The 19,447-nt window shown below is 72.5% G+C and carries 21 protein-coding genes and 1 pseudogene; 17 read left to right on the top strand and 5 right to left on the bottom strand.

Going from position 1 to position 19,447, the window contains the following annotated elements:
* Positions 1–50: 50 nt before the first annotated feature.
* On the top strand, positions 51–680 hold the full coding sequence (locus ACFW48_RS35280; RefSeq protein ID WP_386322236.1) for a VOC family protein: 630 nt from the start codon (positions 51–53) through the stop codon (positions 678–680).
* 28 nt (positions 681–708) lie between these two features.
* On the opposite strand, the gene ACFW48_RS35275 is transcribed toward ACFW48_RS35280, so the two are convergent.
* Positions 709–1,038, bottom strand: a complete 330-nt coding sequence (locus ACFW48_RS35275) for a hypothetical protein (RefSeq protein WP_386322234.1) — start codon at positions 1,036–1,038, stop codon at positions 709–711.
* A 146-nt stretch (positions 1,039–1,184) separates the two neighbouring features.
* Here ACFW48_RS35275 and ACFW48_RS35270 point away from each other — a divergent pair, with 146 nt between their 5' ends.
* Positions 1,185–1,589 carry a VOC family protein gene (locus ACFW48_RS35270; RefSeq protein ID WP_386322232.1) on the top strand — a complete coding sequence of 135 codons (405 nt, stop codon included), beginning with the start codon at positions 1,185–1,187 and terminating at the stop codon, positions 1,587–1,589.
* On the opposite strand, the gene ACFW48_RS35265 is transcribed toward ACFW48_RS35270, so the two are convergent.
* The 3 genes and pseudogenes from ACFW48_RS35265 to ACFW48_RS35255 all read right to left on the bottom strand — a co-directional run bounded on the left by ACFW48_RS35265 (position 1,569) and on the right by ACFW48_RS35255 (position 3,706).
* Positions 1,569–2,261 carry a helix-turn-helix domain-containing protein gene (locus tag ACFW48_RS35265; RefSeq protein WP_386322230.1) on the bottom strand — a complete coding sequence of 231 codons (693 nt, stop codon included), beginning with the start codon at positions 2,259–2,261 and terminating at the stop codon, positions 1,569–1,571. The two genes, ACFW48_RS35270 and ACFW48_RS35265, sit on opposite strands and share 21 nt — an antisense overlap.
* Before the next feature lie 10 nt (positions 2,262–2,271).
* A pseudogene (locus ACFW48_RS35260) lies at positions 2,272–2,527 on the bottom strand (helix-turn-helix domain-containing protein); the annotation flags it as partial.
* Between the two features lie 45 nt (positions 2,528–2,572).
* Positions 2,573–3,706 (bottom strand): YihY/virulence factor BrkB family protein, encoded by a 1,134-nt coding sequence (locus tag ACFW48_RS35255; protein WP_386322228.1) that lies wholly within the window; start codon positions 3,704–3,706, stop codon positions 2,573–2,575.
* Between the two features lie 99 nt (positions 3,707–3,805).
* On the opposite strand from ACFW48_RS35255, the gene ACFW48_RS35250 reads away from it, so the two are divergent.
* The 15 genes from ACFW48_RS35250 to ACFW48_RS35180 all read left to right on the top strand — a co-directional run bounded on the left by ACFW48_RS35250 (position 3,806) and on the right by ACFW48_RS35180 (position 18,752).
* Positions 3,806–5,455, top strand: a complete 1,650-nt coding sequence (locus ACFW48_RS35250; protein WP_386322226.1) for an acyl-CoA dehydrogenase family protein — start codon at positions 3,806–3,808, stop codon at positions 5,453–5,455.
* 265 nt (positions 5,456–5,720) lie between these two features.
* Complete coding sequence (locus ACFW48_RS35245) at positions 5,721–7,010, top strand: GAF domain-containing protein (protein WP_386322224.1); 1,290 nt, start codon at positions 5,721–5,723, stop codon at positions 7,008–7,010.
* Between the two features lie 202 nt (positions 7,011–7,212).
* Positions 7,213–8,520: a hypothetical protein gene (locus ACFW48_RS35240; RefSeq protein ID WP_386322222.1), complete on the top strand. Its 1,308-nt coding sequence runs from the start codon at positions 7,213–7,215 to the stop codon at positions 8,518–8,520.
* Between the two features lie 75 nt (positions 8,521–8,595).
* Entirely contained in the window at positions 8,596–9,168 is a 573-nt protein-coding gene (locus tag ACFW48_RS35235; RefSeq protein ID WP_386322220.1) for a GNAT family N-acetyltransferase, read from the top strand.
* 115 nt (positions 9,169–9,283) lie between these two features.
* Entirely contained in the window at positions 9,284–9,367 is an 84-nt protein-coding gene (locus tag ACFW48_RS35230) for a putative leader peptide (RefSeq protein ID WP_351391960.1), read from the top strand.
* Between the two features lie 138 nt (positions 9,368–9,505).
* Entirely contained in the window at positions 9,506–11,203 is a 1,698-nt protein-coding gene (gene sirA / locus ACFW48_RS35225) for a sulfite reductase SirA (protein ID WP_386322219.1), read from the top strand.
* Positions 11,200–11,379 carry a hypothetical protein gene (locus ACFW48_RS35220; protein ID WP_121749832.1) on the top strand — a complete coding sequence of 60 codons (180 nt, stop codon included), beginning with the start codon at positions 11,200–11,202 and terminating at the stop codon, positions 11,377–11,379. The genes sirA and ACFW48_RS35220 overlap by 4 nt, the downstream gene beginning before the upstream one ends.
* On the top strand, positions 11,376–12,086 hold the full coding sequence (locus ACFW48_RS35215; RefSeq protein ID WP_386322218.1) for a phosphoadenylyl-sulfate reductase: 711 nt from the start codon (positions 11,376–11,378) through the stop codon (positions 12,084–12,086). The genes ACFW48_RS35220 and ACFW48_RS35215 overlap by 4 nt, the downstream gene beginning before the upstream one ends.
* 1 nt (position 12,087) lies before the next feature.
* Positions 12,088–12,654 carry an adenylyl-sulfate kinase gene (gene cysC, locus ACFW48_RS35210; protein WP_386322217.1) on the top strand — a complete coding sequence of 189 codons (567 nt, stop codon included), beginning with the start codon at positions 12,088–12,090 and terminating at the stop codon, positions 12,652–12,654.
* Positions 12,651–13,589: a sulfate adenylyltransferase subunit CysD gene (gene cysD, locus ACFW48_RS35205; protein WP_386322215.1), complete on the top strand. Its 939-nt coding sequence runs from the start codon at positions 12,651–12,653 to the stop codon at positions 13,587–13,589. Before cysC ends, cysD begins: the two co-directional genes overlap by 4 nt.
* Before the next feature lie 2 nt (positions 13,590–13,591).
* Positions 13,592–14,947 (top strand): sulfate adenylyltransferase subunit 1, encoded by a 1,356-nt coding sequence (locus tag ACFW48_RS35200; RefSeq protein WP_386322214.1) that lies wholly within the window; start codon positions 13,592–13,594, stop codon positions 14,945–14,947.
* A gap of 239 nt (positions 14,948–15,186) precedes the next feature.
* Complete coding sequence (locus tag ACFW48_RS35195; protein WP_386322212.1) at positions 15,187–16,290, top strand: aliphatic sulfonate ABC transporter substrate-binding protein; 1,104 nt, start codon at positions 15,187–15,189, stop codon at positions 16,288–16,290.
* 35 nt (positions 16,291–16,325) lie between these two features.
* Positions 16,326–17,120: an ABC transporter ATP-binding protein gene (locus tag ACFW48_RS35190; protein WP_386322210.1), complete on the top strand. Its 795-nt coding sequence runs from the start codon at positions 16,326–16,328 to the stop codon at positions 17,118–17,120.
* A complete protein-coding gene (locus ACFW48_RS35185) occupies positions 17,107–18,003 on the top strand; it encodes an ABC transporter permease (protein ID WP_386322208.1) in 897 nt (298 codons plus the stop codon). Before ACFW48_RS35190 ends, ACFW48_RS35185 begins: the two co-directional genes overlap by 14 nt.
* 5 nt (positions 18,004–18,008) lie before the next feature.
* Positions 18,009–18,752 (top strand): sirohydrochlorin chelatase, encoded by a 744-nt coding sequence (locus ACFW48_RS35180; protein ID WP_386322206.1) that lies wholly within the window; start codon positions 18,009–18,011, stop codon positions 18,750–18,752.
* A gap of 25 nt (positions 18,753–18,777) precedes the next feature.
* Here the strand turns inward: ACFW48_RS35180 and ACFW48_RS35175 are convergent, their stop codons facing one another.
* Positions 18,778–19,395 carry a DsbA family protein gene (locus ACFW48_RS35175; RefSeq protein ID WP_386322204.1) on the bottom strand — a complete coding sequence of 206 codons (618 nt, stop codon included), beginning with the start codon at positions 19,393–19,395 and terminating at the stop codon, positions 18,778–18,780.
* Between the last annotated feature and the right edge of the window lie 52 nt (positions 19,396–19,447).

Below are 19,447 nucleotides of genomic sequence, written 5' to 3'. Positions count from 1 at the left end.
TGCCGCACAGGTGTTCCACAGCCGGGCCGGGCCGCTTACGCTCGGCCGCGATGAACGCCCTCCCCGCCCTGCTGGACCACCTGGTCCTGGCGACTCCCGATCTCGCGGCGACGGTCGCCGACTTCACCCGGCGCACCGGTGTCGCCCCCGCGCCCGGCGGTTCGCACCTCGGCCTGGGCACCCGCAACCACCTGGTCGGGCTGTGCGGCACCGGCTACCTGGAGATCATCGGCCCCGACCCGGACCGGTCCCCGCCGGACGGCCCGCGCCCCTCATGGTTCGAGCGGCTCACCGCCCCGCGGTTCGTGTCCTGGGCAATCCGCCCGCCCGATCTGGACGCGGCCGTGCTGGCGGCCAGGGCGCGCGGCCACGACCCGGGCGCGGTACGCCCGATGAGCCGCCGCCGACCCGACGGCACGCTCCTGGAGTGGCGCCTGACCGACGGCGTCCACCCTTCCGGTCTGGTGCCCTTCCTCATCGACTGGGGCACCACGCCCCACCCCTCGGCAGGCCTGCCCGTCACTCCCCTGCTGGCCCTCACCGCGACCGCCCCCGACCCTGCCGGGATCCGCCCGCCGCTGTCCGCGCTCGGCACGGCGCTCCCGCTCAGCGTCGGTCCGACGGGCCTGTGCTGCACAGTGGACACGCCGCGGGGGCCGGTGTCGCTCGGCCCGCCATGAGGGCGGCCCGGACGGCAGGGCCTCCGGGTCAGGGGCGGTGCGCCGCGGCGTCCTTCGTCAGCTGGACGGCCGAGAGCAGGCTGAGGCCGGGTGCCGCCTCGCGGAGGACCTTGACGGCCCGCACGGAGTCCGCGGGGCCCTGGTAGCCGGCCATGGCGAAGCGCTCGTGGACCCAGCGGGCGCGCAGCTCCGCGTCGGAGGCCGCGGCGGCCTGCTCGACCAGGGCGGCGGCGTGTTCCAGCCCGGGTCGCTGCTCGGGCGTCGCCTCGGCGAGCGCCTGACGGATGCCGTGGGCCAGGACGTCCGCGTCGCGCAGGACGAGGACGTTGAGTTCCGGTTGTCTGCCGCGTCCGAACATGGAGACATGATCGTTGCCGTGGCCTGTGCGGTTCAAGTGACTTGAGGGGCTTCTGAGGCACGGTCACCTCTGGCCCCCTCGCGGGCCCGTTCCCGCGTGTCCGATTCCTTCAAGACCGCCCCGCACGCCCTGCCTACGGTGGCCCCATGACCGCACGATTCAACGCCATCGGCCTCGTCGTCTCCGACATGGCCGCGTCCGTGACCTTCTACCGTCGGCTCGGTTTCGCGTTCCCCGAGGGCGCCGGGGACCAGCCGCACGCCGAAGCCGAGTTGCCGGGCGGGATCCGGCTGCTGCTCGACACCGAGGAGTCCGTCCGTTCCTTCATGCCCGGGTGGCAGCCACCCGCCGGTGGTGGGCGGCATTCGCTCGCTCTGCTGTGCGATACACCCGCGGAAGTCGACGCGCTCTACGAGGAGCTGACCGGCGCCGGGTGCCACGGCGAACTCAAGCCCTGGGACGCCGTCTGGGGGCAGCGGTATGCCGTCGTGAACGACCCGGACGGCCACGGCGTCGACCTGTTCGCGCCGCTACCCACGCCGGCCGAGTAGTTCCCCGGGCGACACGCCCGCCAACTGCCGCACGTCCCGCGTCAGGTGGGCCTGGTCCGCGTAACCGGACCGGACGGCCGTCTCGGCGAGGGGCGTGCCGGCGCGGGCCAGGGCGAGGGCGCGCTGCAACCGCAGTACCCGGGCCAGCGTCTTGGGACCGTAACCGAAGGCGGCCAGTGAGCGGCGGTGCAGCCGACGGGCTCCGATGCCGAGTTCGTCGGCGGTGTCGGCCACCGGGCGGCCGGCGTCGAGGGCGGTCACGATCCGGCGCAGCATCGGGTCGGCGGGCTCGGTGTCGGCCGCCCGGGACAGCGCCGCCTCCTCCAGGCCGCTCGCCGGGTCGGGGGACGCGTGCACCCGCGCGGTCAGCCGCCGCACCCGGGAGGCCGGCCAGAGGTCGGCGAGTTCGACACGCCGGTCGCGCAGTTCGTGGGCGGGGACGCCGAGGAGGGCGGGCGCGGTGCCGGGGTAGAAGCGGACGCCCGCCCAGGGGCCGGGGGCGCCCTCGGTGACGTGGGCGCGGGTGTCGGGGCCCGCGACGAGCAGCCGGCCGTCGTGCCAGAGCAGGTCCATGCAGCCGTCCGGCAGGACGCGCCCCGAGCCGCCGGGCGCGGTCGGGGTGTTGGTCCACACCACCGCGCCGGTCAGCCGGGACGCCCGTTCCGCGTACACGCCTGCCAGGCTACGCCGGTGTCCGGTGCTCCTGCGGGCTGATGCCGCACACCCGTTCGAAGGCCGTGAACAGGGCGTACGCGCTGCCGTGGCCGACCTGGCGGGCGATCGCGCCGAGCGTGTCCTCGGTGTCGCGCAGCCGGTCGGCGGCGAGGGCGGGGCGCCGGCCGGTGAGGTACCCCATCGGGGGGTCGCCCCCCAGGTCGGTGAAGCGCCGGGCGAGCGCGGCGCGAAGACCCGGTCCCGGCGGCGAGCGCCGCCACCGTCGGCGCCCCGGACCCGTCCGGCCGTCCGGCCCTAGGGAGGCCCGGTCAGGAGGCCTCGGGCTTGTTGTGGTTCGCGGGCGGCGTGTTCTTCACGTGGGTGCGCAGGCGGGACGTGACGTCCTCCGGGGGCAGGAAGCGGGACCAGCGTTCCGGGAACTCGGAGGGCATGTCGGGGTCCGTCTCGCCGTTCGCGGCGGCGCGGGCCACGTACTCGGCGACCTGGGCCTGGCGCAGCCGCTCGTTGGCCTCGCGGGCGGCCGCGGTGGCGGCGGCCGGCCAGACCCGGTCGATGGCGGCGTTGACCGCGGCCCCGACGAGCACGGCGAACGCGGACACGCCGATCCACAGCAGCACGGCGACGGGCGCGGCGAGCGAGCCGTAGATGGTGGGGCCCTCGACGGTGTTGGTGAGGTAGATGCGCAGCAGGAAGCTGCCGAGCACCCACATGGCGAGGGCGACCAGCGCGCCGGGCACGTCCTCGATCCACGGGGACCGCACGGGCACGGAGACGTGGTACAGCGTGGTCAGGAATGCGATGGACAGGATGATGACGACCGGCCAGTAGAGCACCTGGACGACCGTCGTCGACCAGGGCACGATCCGCACCACGGCGTCCGGACCGGCCACCATCAGCGGCAGCGCGATCGACCCGATCAGCAGGGCCACCAGGAACAGCAGGAAGGCCATCAGGCGGGTCTTGACGATCCCCCGGACGCCGTCGAGGCCGTACATCACGGTGATGGTGTCGATGAAGACGTTCACCGCGCGGGAGCCCGACCACAGGGCGAACAGGAAGCCGAGGGAGATGACGTCGGGCCGGCCGCCCTTCATCACGTCGTCCAGGATCGGCTCGGTGATCTGCTTGACGCCCTGCTCGGAGAGCACCGCGCGGGAGGCGTCCAGGATGCTGGTGCGCAGGCTCTCCGTGGTGTCGGCGCCGATCCACAGGTCGACGTAGCCGAGCAGGCCGATGACGCTCAGCAGCAGGGGCGGCACCGACAGCAGCGTGAAGAACGCGGCCTCGGCAGCCAGGCCGAGGATGCGGTACTCCATGCACGAGTTGACCGTGTCCTTGAGCAGCAGCCAGGCGGTCCTGCGTTTGGAGACGTTCCGGTACAGGACCCGGGCGCGATGGAGCCGGCCGGAGGGCCGTTCAGGGGATTCACTTGCTGGCTGCACGACCTAAAGGTATCCGTCACGGGGGGTCGCACTCATCCGCGGACGTCCACCGGCCGGTGCCGGCTCCTCGCCGGTCCCCGGCACGGTAGGTTCACGGTCATGGCAGGCAGTACCCACACCGTGACGAATCAGGCGCCGCCGCTGGTCGGCTACGACGTCTTCACCGCCGACCGGGCCCTGACGGCCGCGGTCGAGCGGCATCTGGCACCCGGGCTGCACGAGGAGGCGCTGGAGGAGCTGTCGGGTCTCGGCCGCAGCTGCGGATCGGTCCAGACCCAGGAGTGGGGCGCGCAGGCCAACGAGAATCCGCCGGTCCTGCGCACCCACGACCGCTACGGCAACCGTGTCGACGAGGTCGGCTTCCACCCGGCCTGGCACCGACTGCTGGGCAAGGGCGTCTCGGCGGGCCTGACCGCGGCCTGGTCCCGGCCGGGCGGGCACGTGCGGCGTGCCGCCGCCTTCCTCATGTGGACCCAGGTCGAGGCCGGGAACTGCTGCCCGCTGTCGATGACCCACGCGGCGGTGCCGGCCCTGCGCGCCGACCCGGGGCTCGCGGCGGAGTGGGAGCCGCGGCTGGCCTCCCGCGTGTACGAGCGGGAGCTGCGGCCCGCCCACCTGAAGGCCGGAGCCCTGTTCGGGATGGGCATGACGGAGAAGCAGGGCGGCAGCGACGTACGGGCGAACACCACCTCGGCGCGCCCGCTGGCCGAGGACGGCGCGTACGAGCTGACCGGGCACAAGTGGTTCTGCTCGGCGCCGATGTCGGACGGCTTCCTGGTGCTGGCGCGGGCACCGGGAGGGCTGACCTGCTTCCTGGTGCCGCGTGTACTGGCGGACGGCACCCGCAACGTGTTCCTGATCCAGCGGCTCAAGGACAAGCTGGGCAACCGGTCCAACGCCTCCGCCGAGGTCGAGTTCGCCGGGACCTGGGCGCGCCGGGTCGGCGAGGAGGGGAGCGGGGTGCGCACCGTCATCGGCATGGTGGCGGCGACCCGGCTCGACTGCGTGCTGGGGTCGGCGGGTCTGATGCGGCAGGCCGTCGCGCAGGCGGTGCACCACTGCGCCTACCGGGAGGCCTTCGGCGCGAAGCTGGTCGACCAGCCGCTGATGCGCAACGTCCTCGCGGACCTCGCGATCGAGTCGGAGGCGGCCACCACGCTCGCGGTGCGGCTGGCGGCGGCCTACGACGCCGCCGAGGGCGGCGACGAGCGGGAGCGTGCGCTGCTGCGGATCGCGGTGCCGGTGGCCAAGTACTGGGTGACCAAGCGGTGTGCGCCGGTGGCGGTGGAGGCCGCCGAGTGCCTGGGCGGCAACGGGTACGTGGAGGAGTCCGGGATGCCCCGGCTGGTGCGCGAGTCGCCGCTTAACTCGATCTGGGAGGGCGCCGGCAACGTGCAGGCGCTGGACGTCCTGCGGGCGCTCGGGCGGGAGCCGCTGGCGCTGGACGCGTATCTGACGGAGGTGGGTCTGGCGCGCGGCGCCGATCACCGGCTGGACGCGGCGATCAGGGGTCTGCTGACGGAGCTGGCGGATCTGGGGGCCGCCGAGGGGCGGGCGCGGCGGCTGGCGGAGCGGCTGGCGCTGGTGCTCCAGGGCGCGCTGCTGGTCCGGTACGCGCCGCCGGAGGTCGCCGACGCGTTCTGCGCCGCGCGGCTGGGCAGTGACGGGGGCGCGGCCTTCGGCACGCTGCCGCCCACGCTGGACCTGGCGTCGGTGGTGGAGCGGGCCCGGCCGCCGGCAGTGGCCTGATCCCACCGGGTGGCGCGGGGGTGGTGCTGCGCCGACACGGCACCACCCCCGCCACACCGGCCTGATTCAGGCCGCGTGCGCCGCTCGGGGCGACGTGGTTCAAGTTTGGACACCGGTACGGCCGTCCACCAGGGTTGCAGGGGGTTGCAACTTGCTGCCGACTGTGTGCGGACTGTGTCCTCGTGCCACGGGCAAGCGGTGAGTATCAGACGAACATCCGAACATCCGAGTATCCGAAATCCGGCTTCCGGGAGGACGGGGACCAGTGGCTCTCTCGCCGATGGACGTGACGCAGTTCGCCGCCGTCGACACGGCGCGTGCGGCGCGGATGCTCGACCAGGTCCGTTCCGCGAAACTCTCGGGCGGACGGGCTCCGGTGGCGCCGCGTCCGGTGATCGAGCAGTCCTGGGAGCGGATGCTGCGCAGCGGCGTCGATCCCGAGCACGACTTCCGCTCCGGGCTGCTGGCCCCCGAAGAGGTGCAGCGACGGCGGGCGGCCTCGGGGCTGCGGCATGTGCTGCCGGTGCTGCGGGAGGGTCTGCTGTCGGTCGCGGACGTCGCGCACCACATCATGGTGGTCGCCGACGACGAGGGCCGGGTGCTGTGGCGGGAGGGCAGCGCGCCGGTGCTGCGCAAGGCCGACGGTCTCGGCTTCGAACTCGGGGCGGACTGGCGGGAGGAGGTGGTCGGCACCAACGGCGTGGGGACACCGGCGGTCACCCGGCGGCCCGTGCAGGTCTTCGCCTCCGAGCACTTCGTTCGGTCCCAGGCGACCTGGACCTGCGCCGGGGCGCCCATCACCGACCCGCGCAGCGGCCGGCTGCTCGGCGTGGTCGACGTGAGCGGGCCGCTGGAGACGATGCACCCGGCGACGCTCGCCTGGGTCGACTCGGTGGCCAAGCTCGCCGAGGCCCGGCTGCGCGAGCTGCACGTGCTGACGCTGGAGCGGCTGCGTGCGGTGGCCGCGCCGGTGCTGGCCCGGCTCGGCGGTCGGGCACTGGTGACGGACCGCGACGGCTGGACGGCGGCGGTGACGGGGATGCCGTACCTGGACCGGGTGACGCTGCCCAAGTCCCCGACGGCGGGGCCGAGGTGGCTGCCGGCGTTCGGGGCGTGCACCCTGGAGCCGCTGGGCGAGGGCTGGCTGGTGCGGGCGGCCGAGGAGCCGGTGCCGCAGGGCGCCGTCCGGATCGTGCTGGACCTCGGGCAGCCGCGCCGCTGGTCGGTCCGGGTGCTGGGCGGCGCGGAGGCGTGGGCCCGGGAACTGAGCCCCCGGCATGCCGAGTTACTGTACCTGCTGGCCGTCCATCCCGCCGGCCGCAGCGCGTCGGGGCTGGCCGAGGACGTGTTCGGCGATCCGGCCCGCACGGTGACGGTACGGGCCGAGATGTCGCGGGTGCGGAGGTACCTCGGGGCCTACCTGGAGCACCGGCCGTATCGTTTCTGCGAAGACGCGGAGATCGAGGTGGTCCTCCCGGACGACCCGCGCGACCTGCTCCCCCACTCGACGGCACCGGCGGTGGCGGAACGCAGGGCGTCGCTGCCGGCGCCCTGAACGGCCGCGGGCTCCTTCAGGGGCGCGAGCCGGGCCGGGCCGTCCGGGATGGCCGGAAAGACGGCACGTTTTCGCATATTTGCATCGTCCGCGTCCGCGAACCCGTCCCTCTGTCGTAGCATCCTCTACGGACCGCCCCATCCGCTCCTCGGTCAACGTGGCCACCGTCGAGCCCAGTTGGTCCGGTGTCCGTGGAGGTTCTATGAAGCAGCGCGGCAGACACCGCCGACGCAGGCGGGGCAGGGCGCTGCGCGCGGCCCTGACGGGGGCCGCCCTCGCACTGACGGGTGCCGCCACGCTGATCAGCGCCTCGCAGGCCACGGTTGCCGACGACCCCGGCGCTCTCAAGCCCCTCACCTCCGCCGCCGAGACCGACGCGCTGCGGCTGACGGAGCACCGCGTGCCGTCGCCCTGGCTCGACCGGCTCGCCACCGCGATGGGCGAACCGGTGGGCGTCGACGCCGTCCTCGGCTCCGCCGACCACACGCTGCGCGACGCCGCCGACTGCACGGCCGGGGACCGCGAAGACCTGCCGGTCTCCCCCGCGGCCACCCGCGCCTACTGCTGGGAGGAGGGCGACACCGAGGGCTGGCGGCCCGGCGCGGTCACCACCTCCGGGGACGCCGACGAGGACGGGCGCTGGGGCGCCCACCGCGTCATCCTGTCCGCCTGGACCCGCGACGACGGGACACCCGAGGGCGGCCTCGCCCGGGTCTCCTTCGTCGACGCAGACGACCCCGACCACCTGAGCTACACCTCGGCGCTCCTCGCCGTCCCGGTCGACGGCGGCCACGACTACCGGGGGCTCGCCTCACCCGTCTCCGGCATGGTCTGGTACCAGGACAAGCTGCTGGTCACCACCGGTGCCGGGGACAACGACGCGCTGTACGTGTACGACGTGGACCGGGTCCAGCGCGCCACCACCGACGCGGACGCCGTCGGGCGGGTGCCCGGGGGCTGGGCGGCGGACGGCCACCCGTACGTGCTGCCCGCCGTCGCCTCGTACCGGCTCGCCGACGCCGACGGCGCCGCCCGCCCCGGCGCGATCTCCCTGGACCGCGGCACGGTCCCCGCCAGCCTGGTGGCGAGCGAGCGGGTGCCGGCGGACGACGACCGCCCCACCCGGCTGTGGCGCTACGCGTTCGGCACGGACCCGGCCCGCACCGGACTGCCGGCCACCGACCCCTCCGGACATGTCGACGCGGTGGAGGCGTACGAGACCGGGGCGGCCGAGGTCGGAGGCGTACTCTCGCACCGCCCGGCCGGCGCGGCACGGTCCGACTGGTACCTGGGACGCGCGGCCGGCGGGCACGACGGGCGCGGGACCCTGTGGCGCCAGGACACGGAGGACGCCCGGGCCACGGAGTGCGGGGCGGACCGCTCGCAGCGGTGCTGGAGCGGACAGGCGGGCTCCCTGTCGTACTGGGCGCAGACCGGTGAGGTCTGGTCCCAGTCCGGCCGCATGCTGTTCGCGCTGCCGCTGACCTCGATCGAGGACGCGCTCGACTGACGGGCACCGGGCCCGGGCCGTGCGGGGGCGGGCGGGGATCGACAGATCCGCGGACCGGATGATTCCCTGACCGGCATGACCAACATCGCCGTGACCACCTGGTCCCTGGAGCAGACGGCGCCGACCGATCTGCTGCCGGCCGCCGCGCCGGAGGGGGACGTCCGGATCGTCCGCGCCGGGGTGCCCTCCCCCGAGTTCAGCCGCTTCCTGTACGCCTCGGTCGGCGGCGACATCCGCTGGACGGACCGGCTGGGCTGGAGCTACGCGCGGTGGCAGGAGCACCTGGAGCGGCCCGGCGTGGAGACCTGGGTCGCCTACGACCACGGCACGCCCGCCGGGTACGTGGAGCTGACCCCGGGGGACGACGGGGTCGTGGAGATCGAGTACTTCGGCCTGATCCCGGCCTTCCGGGGCCGGCGTATCGGCGGCCACCTGCTCGCGTACGGCGCCGCCCGTGCCTGGGACCTGGCGGACCGGTGGCCGGGGCTGGCCACGACCAAGCGGGTGTGGCTGCACACGTGCAGCAAGGACGGCGAGTTCGCGATGGACAACTACCAGCGCCGCGGCTTCCGCCTGTTCGACACCAAGGTCGAGGAGGAGGCGGAGGTGGCCCCTCCGGGACCCTGGCCCGGAGCGTTCCCCGCCTGACCGGCCACCGCTCCCCCTGTGATCCACAACACCCTTGTCTCGCTGTACGAGACAAGGGTGTCCGCATCTTGGATGAAGCTGGACTGTGTCCAGATCGCCGTGCCAGGCTTCCGTCATGCCTGGAACTGGAATTGCCTTGGTGAGTCGGCGGCACGTCGACCTCGGCCGCATGTCCAGCGCCATCTGTCCGGTCCGCTGAGAGCACCCTCCAGCACCTCCGGATTCCTCGCATTCGCCTGATTCCCGCGCGACGAAGCGCCCGTACGCCTCACGTATGCCATGCGCCGTGCGCGCAGGTCAGAGCCGCTTTCCGCCTGTCCCGAAGGACGTGTCACCCATGGCCGCCACGCCGCCGAATCCTGCTGCCGCGACCCCACGCCGCAAGGTGAGCCGTCACCGCGGCGAGGGTCAGTGGGCGGCCGGTCACTTCACCCCGCTCAACGCCAACGAGCAGACCAAGAAGGACGACGACGGTCTCAACGTACGGACACGTATTGAGACGATCTACTCCAAGCGGGGTTTCGACTCGATCGACCCCGGTGACCTGCGCGGCCGAATGCGCTGGTGGGGGCTGTACACCCAGCGCAAGCAGGGCATCGACGGCGGGAAGACGGCCGTCCTGGAGCCGGAGGAGCTGGACGACAGCTACTTCATGCTGCGCGTCCGCATCGACGGCGGCGCGCTGACCACCGCGCAACTGCGCGTCATCGGCGAGATCTCGCAGGAGTTCGCGCGCGGCACGGCCGACATCACCGACCGGCAGAACGTCCAGTACCACTGGATCCGCATCGAGGACGTCCCCGAGATCTGGAACCGCCTGGAGGGCGTCGGCCTGTCCACGGTCACCGCCTGCGGCGACACGCCCCGCGTGATGATCGGCTCCCCGGTCGCGGGCATCGCCGAGGACGAGATCATCGACGGCACGCCGGCGCTGGAGGAGATGAAGCGCCGGGTCCTGAACAACCCGGCGTACTCGAACCTGCCGCGGAAGTTCAAGACCGCGATCTCCGGGTCGCCGGTGCTGGACGTGGTGCACGAGATCAACGACGTGGCGTTCGTCGGCGTCGAGCACCCCGAGCACGGGCCGGGCTTCGACCTGTGGGTCGGCGGCGGCCTGTCCACCAACCCCAAGCTGGGCGTGCGCCTCGGCGCCTGGGTGCCGATCGAGGACGTGCCCGACGTCTACGAGGGCGTCATCTCGATCTTCCGCGACTACGGCTACCGGCGGCTGCGCAACCGCGCCCGCCTGAAGTTCCTGGTCGCCGACTGGGGCGCGGAGAAGTTCCGCCAGGTGCTGGAGGACGAGTACCTGAAGCGCAAGCTCACCGACGGCCCGGCGCCCGCCGACCCGACCAGCCGCTGGCGTGACCACATCGGCGTGCACCGGCAGAAGGACGGCCGCTACTACGTCGGCTTCGCCCCGCGCGTCGGCCGCGTCGACGGCACGATCCTGACGAAGATCGCCGACCTGGCGGAGTCGCACGGCTCGGGCCGCGTCCGTACGACGGTCGAGCAGAAGATGATCGTCCTCGACGTCGAGGAGGGGCAGGTCGACTCGCTGGTGGAGTCCCTGGAGGCGCTGGACCTCACCGCCCGGCCCTCCACCTTCCGGCGCGGCACCATGGCCTGCACCGGCATCGAGTTCTGCAAGCTCGCCATCGTCGAGACCAAGGCGCGCGGCGCCTCGCTGATCGACGAACTGGAGCGCCGCCTCCCGGAGTTCGACGAGCCCCTCACCATCAACCTCAACGGCTGCCCGAACGCCTGCGCCCGCATCCAGACCGCGGACATCGGTCTCAAGGGCCAGCTGGTCCTCAACGACCGGGGCGAGCAGGTCGAGGGCTACCAGGTGCACCTGGGCGGCGCGCTCGGCCTGGAGCCCGGCTTCGGCCGCAAGGTGCGCGGTCTGAAGGTGACGGCGGAGGAGTTGCCGGACTACGTGGAGCGCGTCCTGACCCGCTACCGGGCCGAGCGCGAGGACGGCGAGCGCTTCGCCACCTGGGCGGCCCGCGCCTCCGAGGAGGCCCTGTCATGACGGAGCGTGCCGCGCCGTTCTACTGCCCCTACTGCGGTGACGAGGACCTGCGTCCGCACGAGGAAGGTCACGGCGCCTGGGAATGCGGGGCGTGCAACCGCGCATTCCAGTTGAAGTTCCTCGGGCTCCTCGCCCGGGGTCTTCAGCCCAACTCCACGGGAGGGGAACCGATATGACGGCGGTTCAGGAAGAACGTACGACCGAGGATCTCAAGGCACTCGCCGAGCGGGCGGGCCGCGAGCTGGAGGACGCCTCCGCGCTGGAGATCCTCCAGTGGGCGGCCGACACCTTCGGCGGCCGCTTCTGCGTGACCTCCTCGATGGAGGACGCGGTCGTCGCCCACCTCGCCTCCCGCGCCCTGCCCGGCGTGGACGTGGTGTTCCTCGACACCGGCTACCACTTCCCGGAGACCATCGGCACCCGGGACGCCGTGGAGGCCGTGATGGACGTCAACGTCATCACGCTCACCCCCCGGCAGACGGTCGCCGAGCAGGACGCCGAGTACGGGCCGAGGCTGCACGACCGCGACCCCGACCTGTGCTGCGCGCTGCGCAAGGTGAAGCCGCTGGAGGAGGGGCTGAAGGGCTACCAGGCCTGGGCCACCGGCCTGCGCCGCGACGAGTCCGAGACCCGCGCGAACACGCCGGTGGTCGGCTGGGACGAGAAGCGGCGCAAGGTGAAGGTCTCTCCCATCGCCAAGTGGTCACAGGAAGATGTGCAAACGTACGTCGACGAGCACGGTGTCCTCACCAACCCGCTGCTGATGGACGGCTATGCCTCCGTGGGCTGCGCACCCTGCACCCGCCGTGTGCTGGAGGGCGAGGACGCACGCGCCGGTCGCTGGGCGGGCCGCTCCAAGACCGAGTGCGGACTGCACGGCTGACATGACGACGACTGAGATTCAGGAGAACCCTGTGACGACCGGAGCCACCGTCTGGCTCACGGGTCTGCCCAGCGCCGGCAAGACCACCATCGCCCACGAACTGGCCGGCCGGCTCCGCGAACAGGGCCGGCGCGTTGAGCTCCTCGACGGCGACGAGATCCGCGAGTTCCTCTCGGCGGGCCTCGGCTTCAGCCGCGAGGACCGGCACACCAACGTGCAGCGCATCGGCTTCGTCGCCGAACTGCTCGCCCGCAACGGCGTCACGGCGCTGGTCCCGGTGATCGCCCCGTACGCGGACAGCCGGGACGCGGTCCGCAAGCGGCACGAGGCGAACGGCACGGCGTACGTGGAGGTGCACGTGGCCACCCCGGTCGAGGTGTGCTCGGTGCGCGACGTGAAGGGCCTGTACGCCAAGCAGGCCGCGGGTGAGCTGACCGGGCTCACCGGGGTCGACGACCCGTACGAGGAGCCCGTCGCGCCCGACCTGCGCATCGAGTCGCAGGACCAGACCGTCCAGGAGTCCGCCGCGGCGGTCCACGCCCTGCTCACCGAAAGGGGACTGGCATGACGACGTCCGTGGCCACAGTGGCGGAGGGTACGGACAGCCCGTACGCCCTCTCCCACCTCGACGCCCTCGAGTCCGAGGCGGTGCACATCTTCCGCGAGGTGGCGGGCGAGTTCGAGCGGCCGGTGATCCTCTTCTCCGGCGGCAAGGACTCCATCCTCATGCTGCACCTGGCGCTGAAGGCGTTCGCCCCCGCGCCGGTCCCGTTCTCGCTGCTGCACGTGGACACCGGGCACAACTTCCCCGAGGTCCTGGAGTACCGCGACCGCACGGTCGAGAAGCACGGGCTGCGCCTGCACGTCGCCTCCGTGCAGGACTACATCGACCGCGGTGTGCTCAAGGAGCGCCCGGACGGCACCCGCAACCCGCTGCAGACGCTGCCGCTGACCGAGAAGATCCAGGCGGAGAAGTTCGACGCCGTCTTCGGCGGCGGGCGCCGCGACGAGGAGAAGGCGCGGGCGAAGGAGCGGGTGTTCTCGCTGCGCGACGAGTTCTCCCAGTGGGACCCGCGCCGCCAGCGCCCCGAGCTGTGGAACCTGTACAACGGCCGGCACGCCCCCGGTGAGCACGTCCGCGTCTTCCCGCTCTCCAACTGGACCGAGCTGGACGTGTGGCAGTACATCGCCCGCGAGGGGATCGAACTGCCGGCGATCTACTACGCCCACGAGCGCGAGGTCTTCGCACGCAGCGGCATGTGGCTGACCGCCGGCGAGTGGGGCGGCCCGAAGGACGACGAGACGGTGGTCAAGCGGCGGGTCCGCTACCGCACCGTGGGCGACATGTCCTGCACCGGCGCCGTCGACTCCGACGCCGACAGCATCGAGAAGGTGATCGCCGAGATCGCCGTCACCCGGCTCACCGAGCGCGGCGCGACCCGCGCCGACGACAAGATGTCCGAGGCCGCGATGGAAGACCGCAAGCGCGAGGGGTACTTCTAGCCATGACCAGCACCACCGAACCCACCGAGCCTTTGGCGGCCTGGCAGCTGTCGGAGACCACCCTGCTGCGGTTCGCCACCGCCGGGTCCGTCGACGACGGCAAGTCCACCCTGGTCGGCCGTCTGCTGCACGACTCCAAGTCGGTCCTCGTCGACCAACTGGAGGCAGTGGCGCGCGCCTCCGCGAGCCGCGGCCAGGAAGCCCCGGACCTCGCGCTGCTCACCGACGGCCTGCGGGCCGAGCGCGAGCAGGGCATCACCATCGACGTGGCCTACCGCTACTTCGCCACCCCGCGCCGCCGGTTCATCCTGGCCGACACCCCCGGGCACGTGCAGTACACCCGGAACATGGTCACCGGTGCCTCCACCGCCGAGCTGACGGTGATCCTGGTCGACGCCCGCAACGGCGTCGTCGAGCAGACCCGCCGGCACGCCGCGATCGCCGCCCTGCTGCGGGTCCCGCACGTCGTCCTCGCCGTCAACAAGATGGACCTGGTCGACTACAAGGAGCCCGTGTTCGCCGCGATCGCCGAGGAGTTCACGGCGTACGCGACCGAGCTGGGCGTCCCGGAGGTCACCGCGATCCCGATCTCGGCGCTCGCGGGCGACAACGTGGTGGAACCGTCGGCGGTCATGGACTGGTACGGCGGCCCGACCGTCCTCGAACACCTGGAGACCGTCCCGGTCAGCCACGACCTGGCGCACTGCCACGCCCGGCTGCCCGTGCAGTACGTGATCCGCCCGCGGACCGCCGAGCACCCCGACTACCGCGGCTACGCGGGCCAGATCGCCGCCGGCACCTTCCGCGTCGGCGACGACGTCACCGTCCTGCCCTCGGGCCGCACCTCGAAGGTGTCCGGCATCGACCTGCTGGGCGAGCCCGTCGACGCGGCCTGGACGCCGCAGTCGGTGACGCTGCTGCTGGAGGACGACATCGACGTCTCCCGCGGCGACCTGATCGTCCCCAGCAAGGACGCCCCCGCCACCACCCAGGACGTCGAGGCCACCGTCTGCCACGTCGCCGACGCGCCGCTCACCGTCGGCCACCGCGTGCTGCTCAAGCACGGCACCCGCACGGTCAAGGCGATCGTCAAGGACATCCCGGCCCGGCTCACGCTGGACGACCTGTCCCTGCACCCGCATCCCGGGCAGCTCGTCGCCAACGACATCGGCCGGGTGAAGATCCGTACGGCCGAGCCGCTGCCCGCCGACTCCTACGCCGACTCGCGGCGCACGGGTTCGTTCATCCTGATCGACCCGAGCGACGGCACCACGCTCACCGCGGGCATGGCCGGCGAGTCCTTCGCCACGCCGGAGCCGGTCAACGACGAGGCGGACGACGACGGGTGGGACTTCTGAGCATGGGCTCCCCCGACTTCTACTCCACGTTCGCGAAGGAGGGCGGCCGCGTCGGCAGCGGGGCTCAAGGCAGCGGGCAGGGCGGGGTCGCGCGATGTGCGCGCTGACGTACGCGCACCGCTCGCGCGCCCTCAGCCCTCACCGCCGCAGACGCAAACCCGCCGATCTCCCGGCCACGACCTGACACCTCGGACCTACCGACAGGCGTGAGAGCCGGGCCAACGAGAGGAACACCTCCCGTGCCTGCCACCACCGCCCTGCGCCGCACTCTCGCGGTCCTGGCCGCCCTCCCGCTGCTGGCGCTCGCCGGCTGCGGGTACGGCTCGCAGGCCAAGGACGACGGAGGTGTCCGGATCGCCGCCGGGGCCGAGAAGATCGACGGTCTCGACTCCGTCCGGATCGGCTACTTCGGCAACGTCACCCACGCCACCGCGCTGGTCGGCAACCAGAAGGGCTTCTTCCAGAAGGAGCTGGGCGCCACCGAGGCCAAGTACGCGGTCTTCAACGCGGGCCCGTCCGAGATCGAGGCGCTGAACTCCGGCTCCGTCGACATCGGCTGGATCGGCCCCTCCCCGGCGATCAACGGCTACGCCAAGTCGGACGGCAAGAACCTGCGGATCATCGGCGGTTCGGCCTCCGGCGGGGTGAAGCTGGTGGTGAACCCGGACGAGATCAAGTCGTTGAAGGACGTCAAGGGCAAGCGCATCGCGACCCCGCAGCTGGGCAACACGCAGGACGTGGCGTTCCTCCACTGGGTCGCCGAGCAGGGCTGGACGGTCGACGCGCAGAGCGGAAAGGGCGACGTGACGGTCGTCCGCAGCGACAACAAGGTGACCCCGGGCGCCTTCGAGTCCGGTTCCGTCGACGGCGCGTGGGTGCCGGAGCCGACCGCGTCCCGGCTGGTCGCGCAGGGCGGCAAGGTGCTGCTGGACGAGTCGACGCTGTGGCCGGACGAGGAGTTCGTGATCACGAACATCATCGTGCGGCAGGAGTTCCTCGAGGAGCACCCGACGGTCGTCGAGGCGGTGCTGAAGGCCTCGGTGGACACCAACGAGTGGATCGAGGCCAACCCCGACGAGGCCAGGGCCGCGGCGAACAAGCAGCTGGAGAAGGACACCGGCAAGGCGCTGCCCGCCGACGTCCTGGACCCGGCGTGGGAGTCGATCCGGCTGACCGACGACCCGCTGGCCGCCACCCTCGACGCCCAGGCGGACCACGCCGTCGAGGCGGGCCTGCTGGAGCAGCCCGACCTCAAGGGCATCTACGACCTCACGCTGCTCAACAAGGTCCTCAAGGCCAAGGGCGAACCCGCGGTCGACGACGCCGGTCTCGGCGTCCAGTAGGCCCGGATCCCGACCATTCCCAGGAGGTGACGACCATGGCCACGACCACGACCCTCGCCAAGGCCGACGAGGGCACCGAGGCGGCCTCGCACGCCGCGCGGATCGAGCACGTCTCGAAGTCGTTCGGCGGCCCCGCCGGGCAGCAGCTCGTGCTGGACGACATCACCCTCGATGTCGCACCCGGCGAGTTCGTCACCCTCCTGGGGGCCTCCGGCTGCGGCAAGTCCACGCTGCTGAACCTGGTGGCGGGCCTGGACAAGCCGAGCGCCGGGGCGATCACCACGGACGGGCGGCCGGCCCTGATGTTCCAGGAGCACGCCCTGTTCCCGTGGCTGACGGCGGGCAAGAACATCGAACTCGCCCTCAAGCTGCGGGGCGTGCCCAAGTCCGAGCGCCGCGACAAGGCGGAGGAGCTGCTCGAACTGGTCCGGCTGAAGGGCGCGTACGGCAAGCGGGTGCACGAGCTGTCGGGCGGTATGCGCCAGCGGGTCGCGATGGCCCGGGCGCTCGCCCAGGAGAGCAGGCTGCTGCTGATGGACGAGCCGTTCGCGGCGCTGGACGCCATCACGCGGGACGTGCTGCACGACGAACTGACCCGGATCTGGCGCGAGACGCGGCTGTCCGTCCTCTTCGTCACGCACAACGTCCGCGAGGCCGTCCGGCTCGCGGAGCGCGTGGTACTGCTCTCCTCCCGCCCCGGACGCATCGCCCGCCAGTGGACGGTCGGCATCCCGCATCCGCGCCGCATCGAGGACACCGCCGTGGCGGAACTGTCCGTCGAGATCACCGAAGAACTGCGTGGGGAGATCCGCCGCCATGGTCAGCACTGAGACCACGACGCCCGCCAAGGACGCGGGCGACCTCGCCGGTCTGGAGGCGGGCCTCGACGCGCTGGAGACCCAGCAGAAGGGCCGTACGCCCTTCCGCCAGACGCTCACGCAGAAGATCCTGCCGCCGGTCGCGGCCGTGCTGCTGGTGGTGGCGGTGTGGCAGGCGCTGGTCTCCTTCAAGATCGTCGACGACCCGACCAAGCTGCCCGCCCCGTCCGACGTGTGGGACGTGCTCCACCAGGCCTGGCTCCAGGGCGAACTGCTCGGCTACATCTGGACCAGCGTCTCGCGCGGGCTGTCCGGCTTCCTGCTGGCGCTGGTGATCGGCACGCCGCTGGGGCTGCTGGTGGCCCGGGTGAAGTTCGTGCGCGCCGCGATCGGCCCGATCCTGTCCGGCCTCCAGTCGCTGCCGTCGGTGGCGTGGGTGCCGCCGGCCGTGATCTGGCTGGGCCTGAACAACTCGATGATGTACGCCGTCATCCTGCTCGGCGCGGTCCCCTCCATCGCCAACGGCCTGGTCTCCGGCGTCGACCAGGTCTCCCCCCTCTACCTGCGCGCGGGCCGCACCCTGGGAGCGACCGGGCTGAAGGGCACCTGGCACATCGTGCTCCCGGCCGCGCTGCCCGGTTACGTCGCGGGCCTCAAGCAGGGCTGGGCGTTCTCCTGGCGCTCCCTGATGGCCGCCGAGATCATCGCCTCCTTCCCCGACCTCGGCGTCGGCCTCGGCCAGCTCCTGGAGAACGGCCGCAACGCCAGCGACATGGCCATGGTCTTCGAGGCGATCCTCCTCATCCTGATCGTCGGCATCGCCATCGACCTGCTGATCTTCAGCCCGCTGGAGCGGTGGGTGCTGCGCAGCCGCGGTCTGCTGGTGAGGAGCTGACAGCCATGACGTCCCCGCCGGTCCTCCTGGTCATCGCCCACGGCAGCCGCGACCCGCGGCACGCCGCGACCGTGCACGCCCTGGTCCGCCGGGTCAGGGCGGTGCGCCCGGACGTACGGGTGGAGACCGGCTTCCTGGACTTCAACGTGCCCTCGGTGCAGGGCGTGCTGGAGTCGCTGGAGACGGAGGGCGTGCGGGACGTGGTGGCGCTCCCGCTCCTGCTGACCCGTGCCTTCCACGCCAAGGCGGACATCCCGGCGGTCCTCGCGGACGCGCCCCCGCGGTTGCGGATCCGGCAGGCCGAGGTGCTCGGCCCCTCGCCGCTGCTGCTGTCGGCGCTGGAGCGGCGCCTGTACGAGGCGGGCCTGACGCCCGCCGACAAGTCCTCGACCGGGGTCGTACTGGCCTCGGCGGGGTCCTCCGACCCGGAGGCGATCGCAGTGATCGCAGAAATCGCGCGGGAGTGGCGGCACACCGGTTGGTGCGCCGTGCGGCCTGCGTTCGCCTCCGCATCCCTTCCGCGCACCGAGGACGCGGTGCGTGAGCTGCGGGAGCTGGGCTGCGCACGCGTGGCCGTGGCGCCGTACGTCCTGGCCCCCGGTTTCCTGCCGGACCGCATCGCGCGGGGCGCGGAGCGGGCGGACGTGCTGGCGGACGTCCTCGGTCCCTCGCCGGAGGTGGCGCGGGTGCTGCTGGAGCGGTACGACGAGGCGCGGACGCCGGTGCTGGCGGCGGCGGTCGGGGCCTGACCGCCCGGCGTCCGCACCGTCGTCGTCAGTCGAAGGACAGCCCGCCGGTGCGCGTGCGCTTGAGTTCGAAGACGTCGGGGTCGGTGGCCAGGACGCGGAAGGTGTCGAAGAGTTCCGCCGCGCGGGTGCCGCGCGGAACGGCCCGCAGCACGGGTCCGAACCACACCGTTCCATCGACATGGATGGTGGGCGTCCCCACATAGCCACCGGAGTCGGGTTCGGCCCCCGTCTCGTGGCTGCGGCGCACGGCGTCGTCGTACGCCGGGTCGTGCGCGGCGGCGGCCAGTTCGGGTGCGAGACCCAGCTCGGCGAGGGACTCCGCTACCACCGCGTCGAAGTCCTCGGCGCCCCGCTCGTGGATACGGGTGCCGAGTGCGGTGTACAGGTCGCGCAGCACCTTCTTCCCGTGCCGCTCGGCGGCGGCCACCGCGACCCTTACCGGGCCGATCGAACGGTCGACGAGGTCCCGGTACCAGTCGGGCAGGTCATTGCCGGTGTTGTGCAGGTACAGGCTCATCACGCGGAAGCGGAGGTCGAGCGGGCGTTGCCGTTCGACCTCCAGCAGCCAGCGGGAGGTGATCCAGGCGAAGGGGCAGGCGGGGTCGAAGAAACAGTCGACGCGAGTGGGTGACGCGGTGTTCATGGCGCCGACGCTAGCGGCCGGGTGGTACGGCGTCGCGGCCCAATTCGGCGCC

Origin of the sequence: Streptomyces sp. NPDC058812 (assembly GCF_042744565.1) — a bacterium.
GTDB lineage: Bacteria > Actinomycetota > Actinomycetes > Streptomycetales > Streptomycetaceae > Streptomyces > Streptomyces thinghirensis.
Note: the sequence above shows the minus strand (reverse complement) of the source record. Positions and strands in the feature narration are given on the sequence as shown.

Excerpts from the sequence above, each read along its gene's own strand:
- ACFW48_RS35280 (WP_386322236.1), top strand. The coding sequence starts at position 51 with ATGAACGCCCTCCCCGCCCTGCTGGACCACCTGGTCCTGGCGACTCCC.
- ACFW48_RS35275 (WP_386322234.1), bottom strand. The coding sequence starts at position 1,038 with ATGTTCGGACGCGGCAGACAACCGGAACTCAACGTCCTCGTCCTGCGC.
- ACFW48_RS35270 (WP_386322232.1), top strand. The coding sequence starts at position 1,185 with ATGACCGCACGATTCAACGCCATCGGCCTCGTCGTCTCCGACATGGCC.
- ACFW48_RS35250 (WP_386322226.1), top strand. The coding sequence starts at position 3,806 with ATGGCAGGCAGTACCCACACCGTGACGAATCAGGCGCCGCCGCTGGTC.
- ACFW48_RS35240 (WP_386322222.1), top strand. The coding sequence starts at position 7,213 with ATGAAGCAGCGCGGCAGACACCGCCGACGCAGGCGGGGCAGGGCGCTG.
- ACFW48_RS35235 (WP_386322220.1), top strand. The coding sequence starts at position 8,596 with ATGACCAACATCGCCGTGACCACCTGGTCCCTGGAGCAGACGGCGCCG.
- ACFW48_RS35230 (WP_351391960.1), top strand. The coding sequence starts at position 9,284 with ATGCCTGGAACTGGAATTGCCTTGGTGAGTCGGCGGCACGTCGACCTC.
- sirA (WP_386322219.1), top strand. The coding sequence starts at position 9,506 with ATGGCCGCCACGCCGCCGAATCCTGCTGCCGCGACCCCACGCCGCAAG.
- ACFW48_RS35220 (WP_121749832.1), top strand. The coding sequence starts at position 11,200 with ATGACGGAGCGTGCCGCGCCGTTCTACTGCCCCTACTGCGGTGACGAG.
- ACFW48_RS35215 (WP_386322218.1), top strand. The coding sequence starts at position 11,376 with ATGACGGCGGTTCAGGAAGAACGTACGACCGAGGATCTCAAGGCACTC.
- cysC (WP_386322217.1), top strand. The coding sequence starts at position 12,088 with ATGACGACGACTGAGATTCAGGAGAACCCTGTGACGACCGGAGCCACC.
- cysD (WP_386322215.1), top strand. The coding sequence starts at position 12,651 with ATGACGACGTCCGTGGCCACAGTGGCGGAGGGTACGGACAGCCCGTAC.
- ACFW48_RS35200 (WP_386322214.1), top strand. The coding sequence starts at position 13,592 with ATGACCAGCACCACCGAACCCACCGAGCCTTTGGCGGCCTGGCAGCTG.
- ACFW48_RS35190 (WP_386322210.1), top strand. The coding sequence starts at position 16,326 with ATGGCCACGACCACGACCCTCGCCAAGGCCGACGAGGGCACCGAGGCG.
- ACFW48_RS35185 (WP_386322208.1), top strand. The coding sequence starts at position 17,107 with ATGGTCAGCACTGAGACCACGACGCCCGCCAAGGACGCGGGCGACCTC.
- ACFW48_RS35180 (WP_386322206.1), top strand. The coding sequence starts at position 18,009 with ATGACGTCCCCGCCGGTCCTCCTGGTCATCGCCCACGGCAGCCGCGAC.
- ACFW48_RS35175 (WP_386322204.1), bottom strand. The coding sequence starts at position 19,395 with ATGAACACCGCGTCACCCACTCGCGTCGACTGTTTCTTCGACCCCGCC.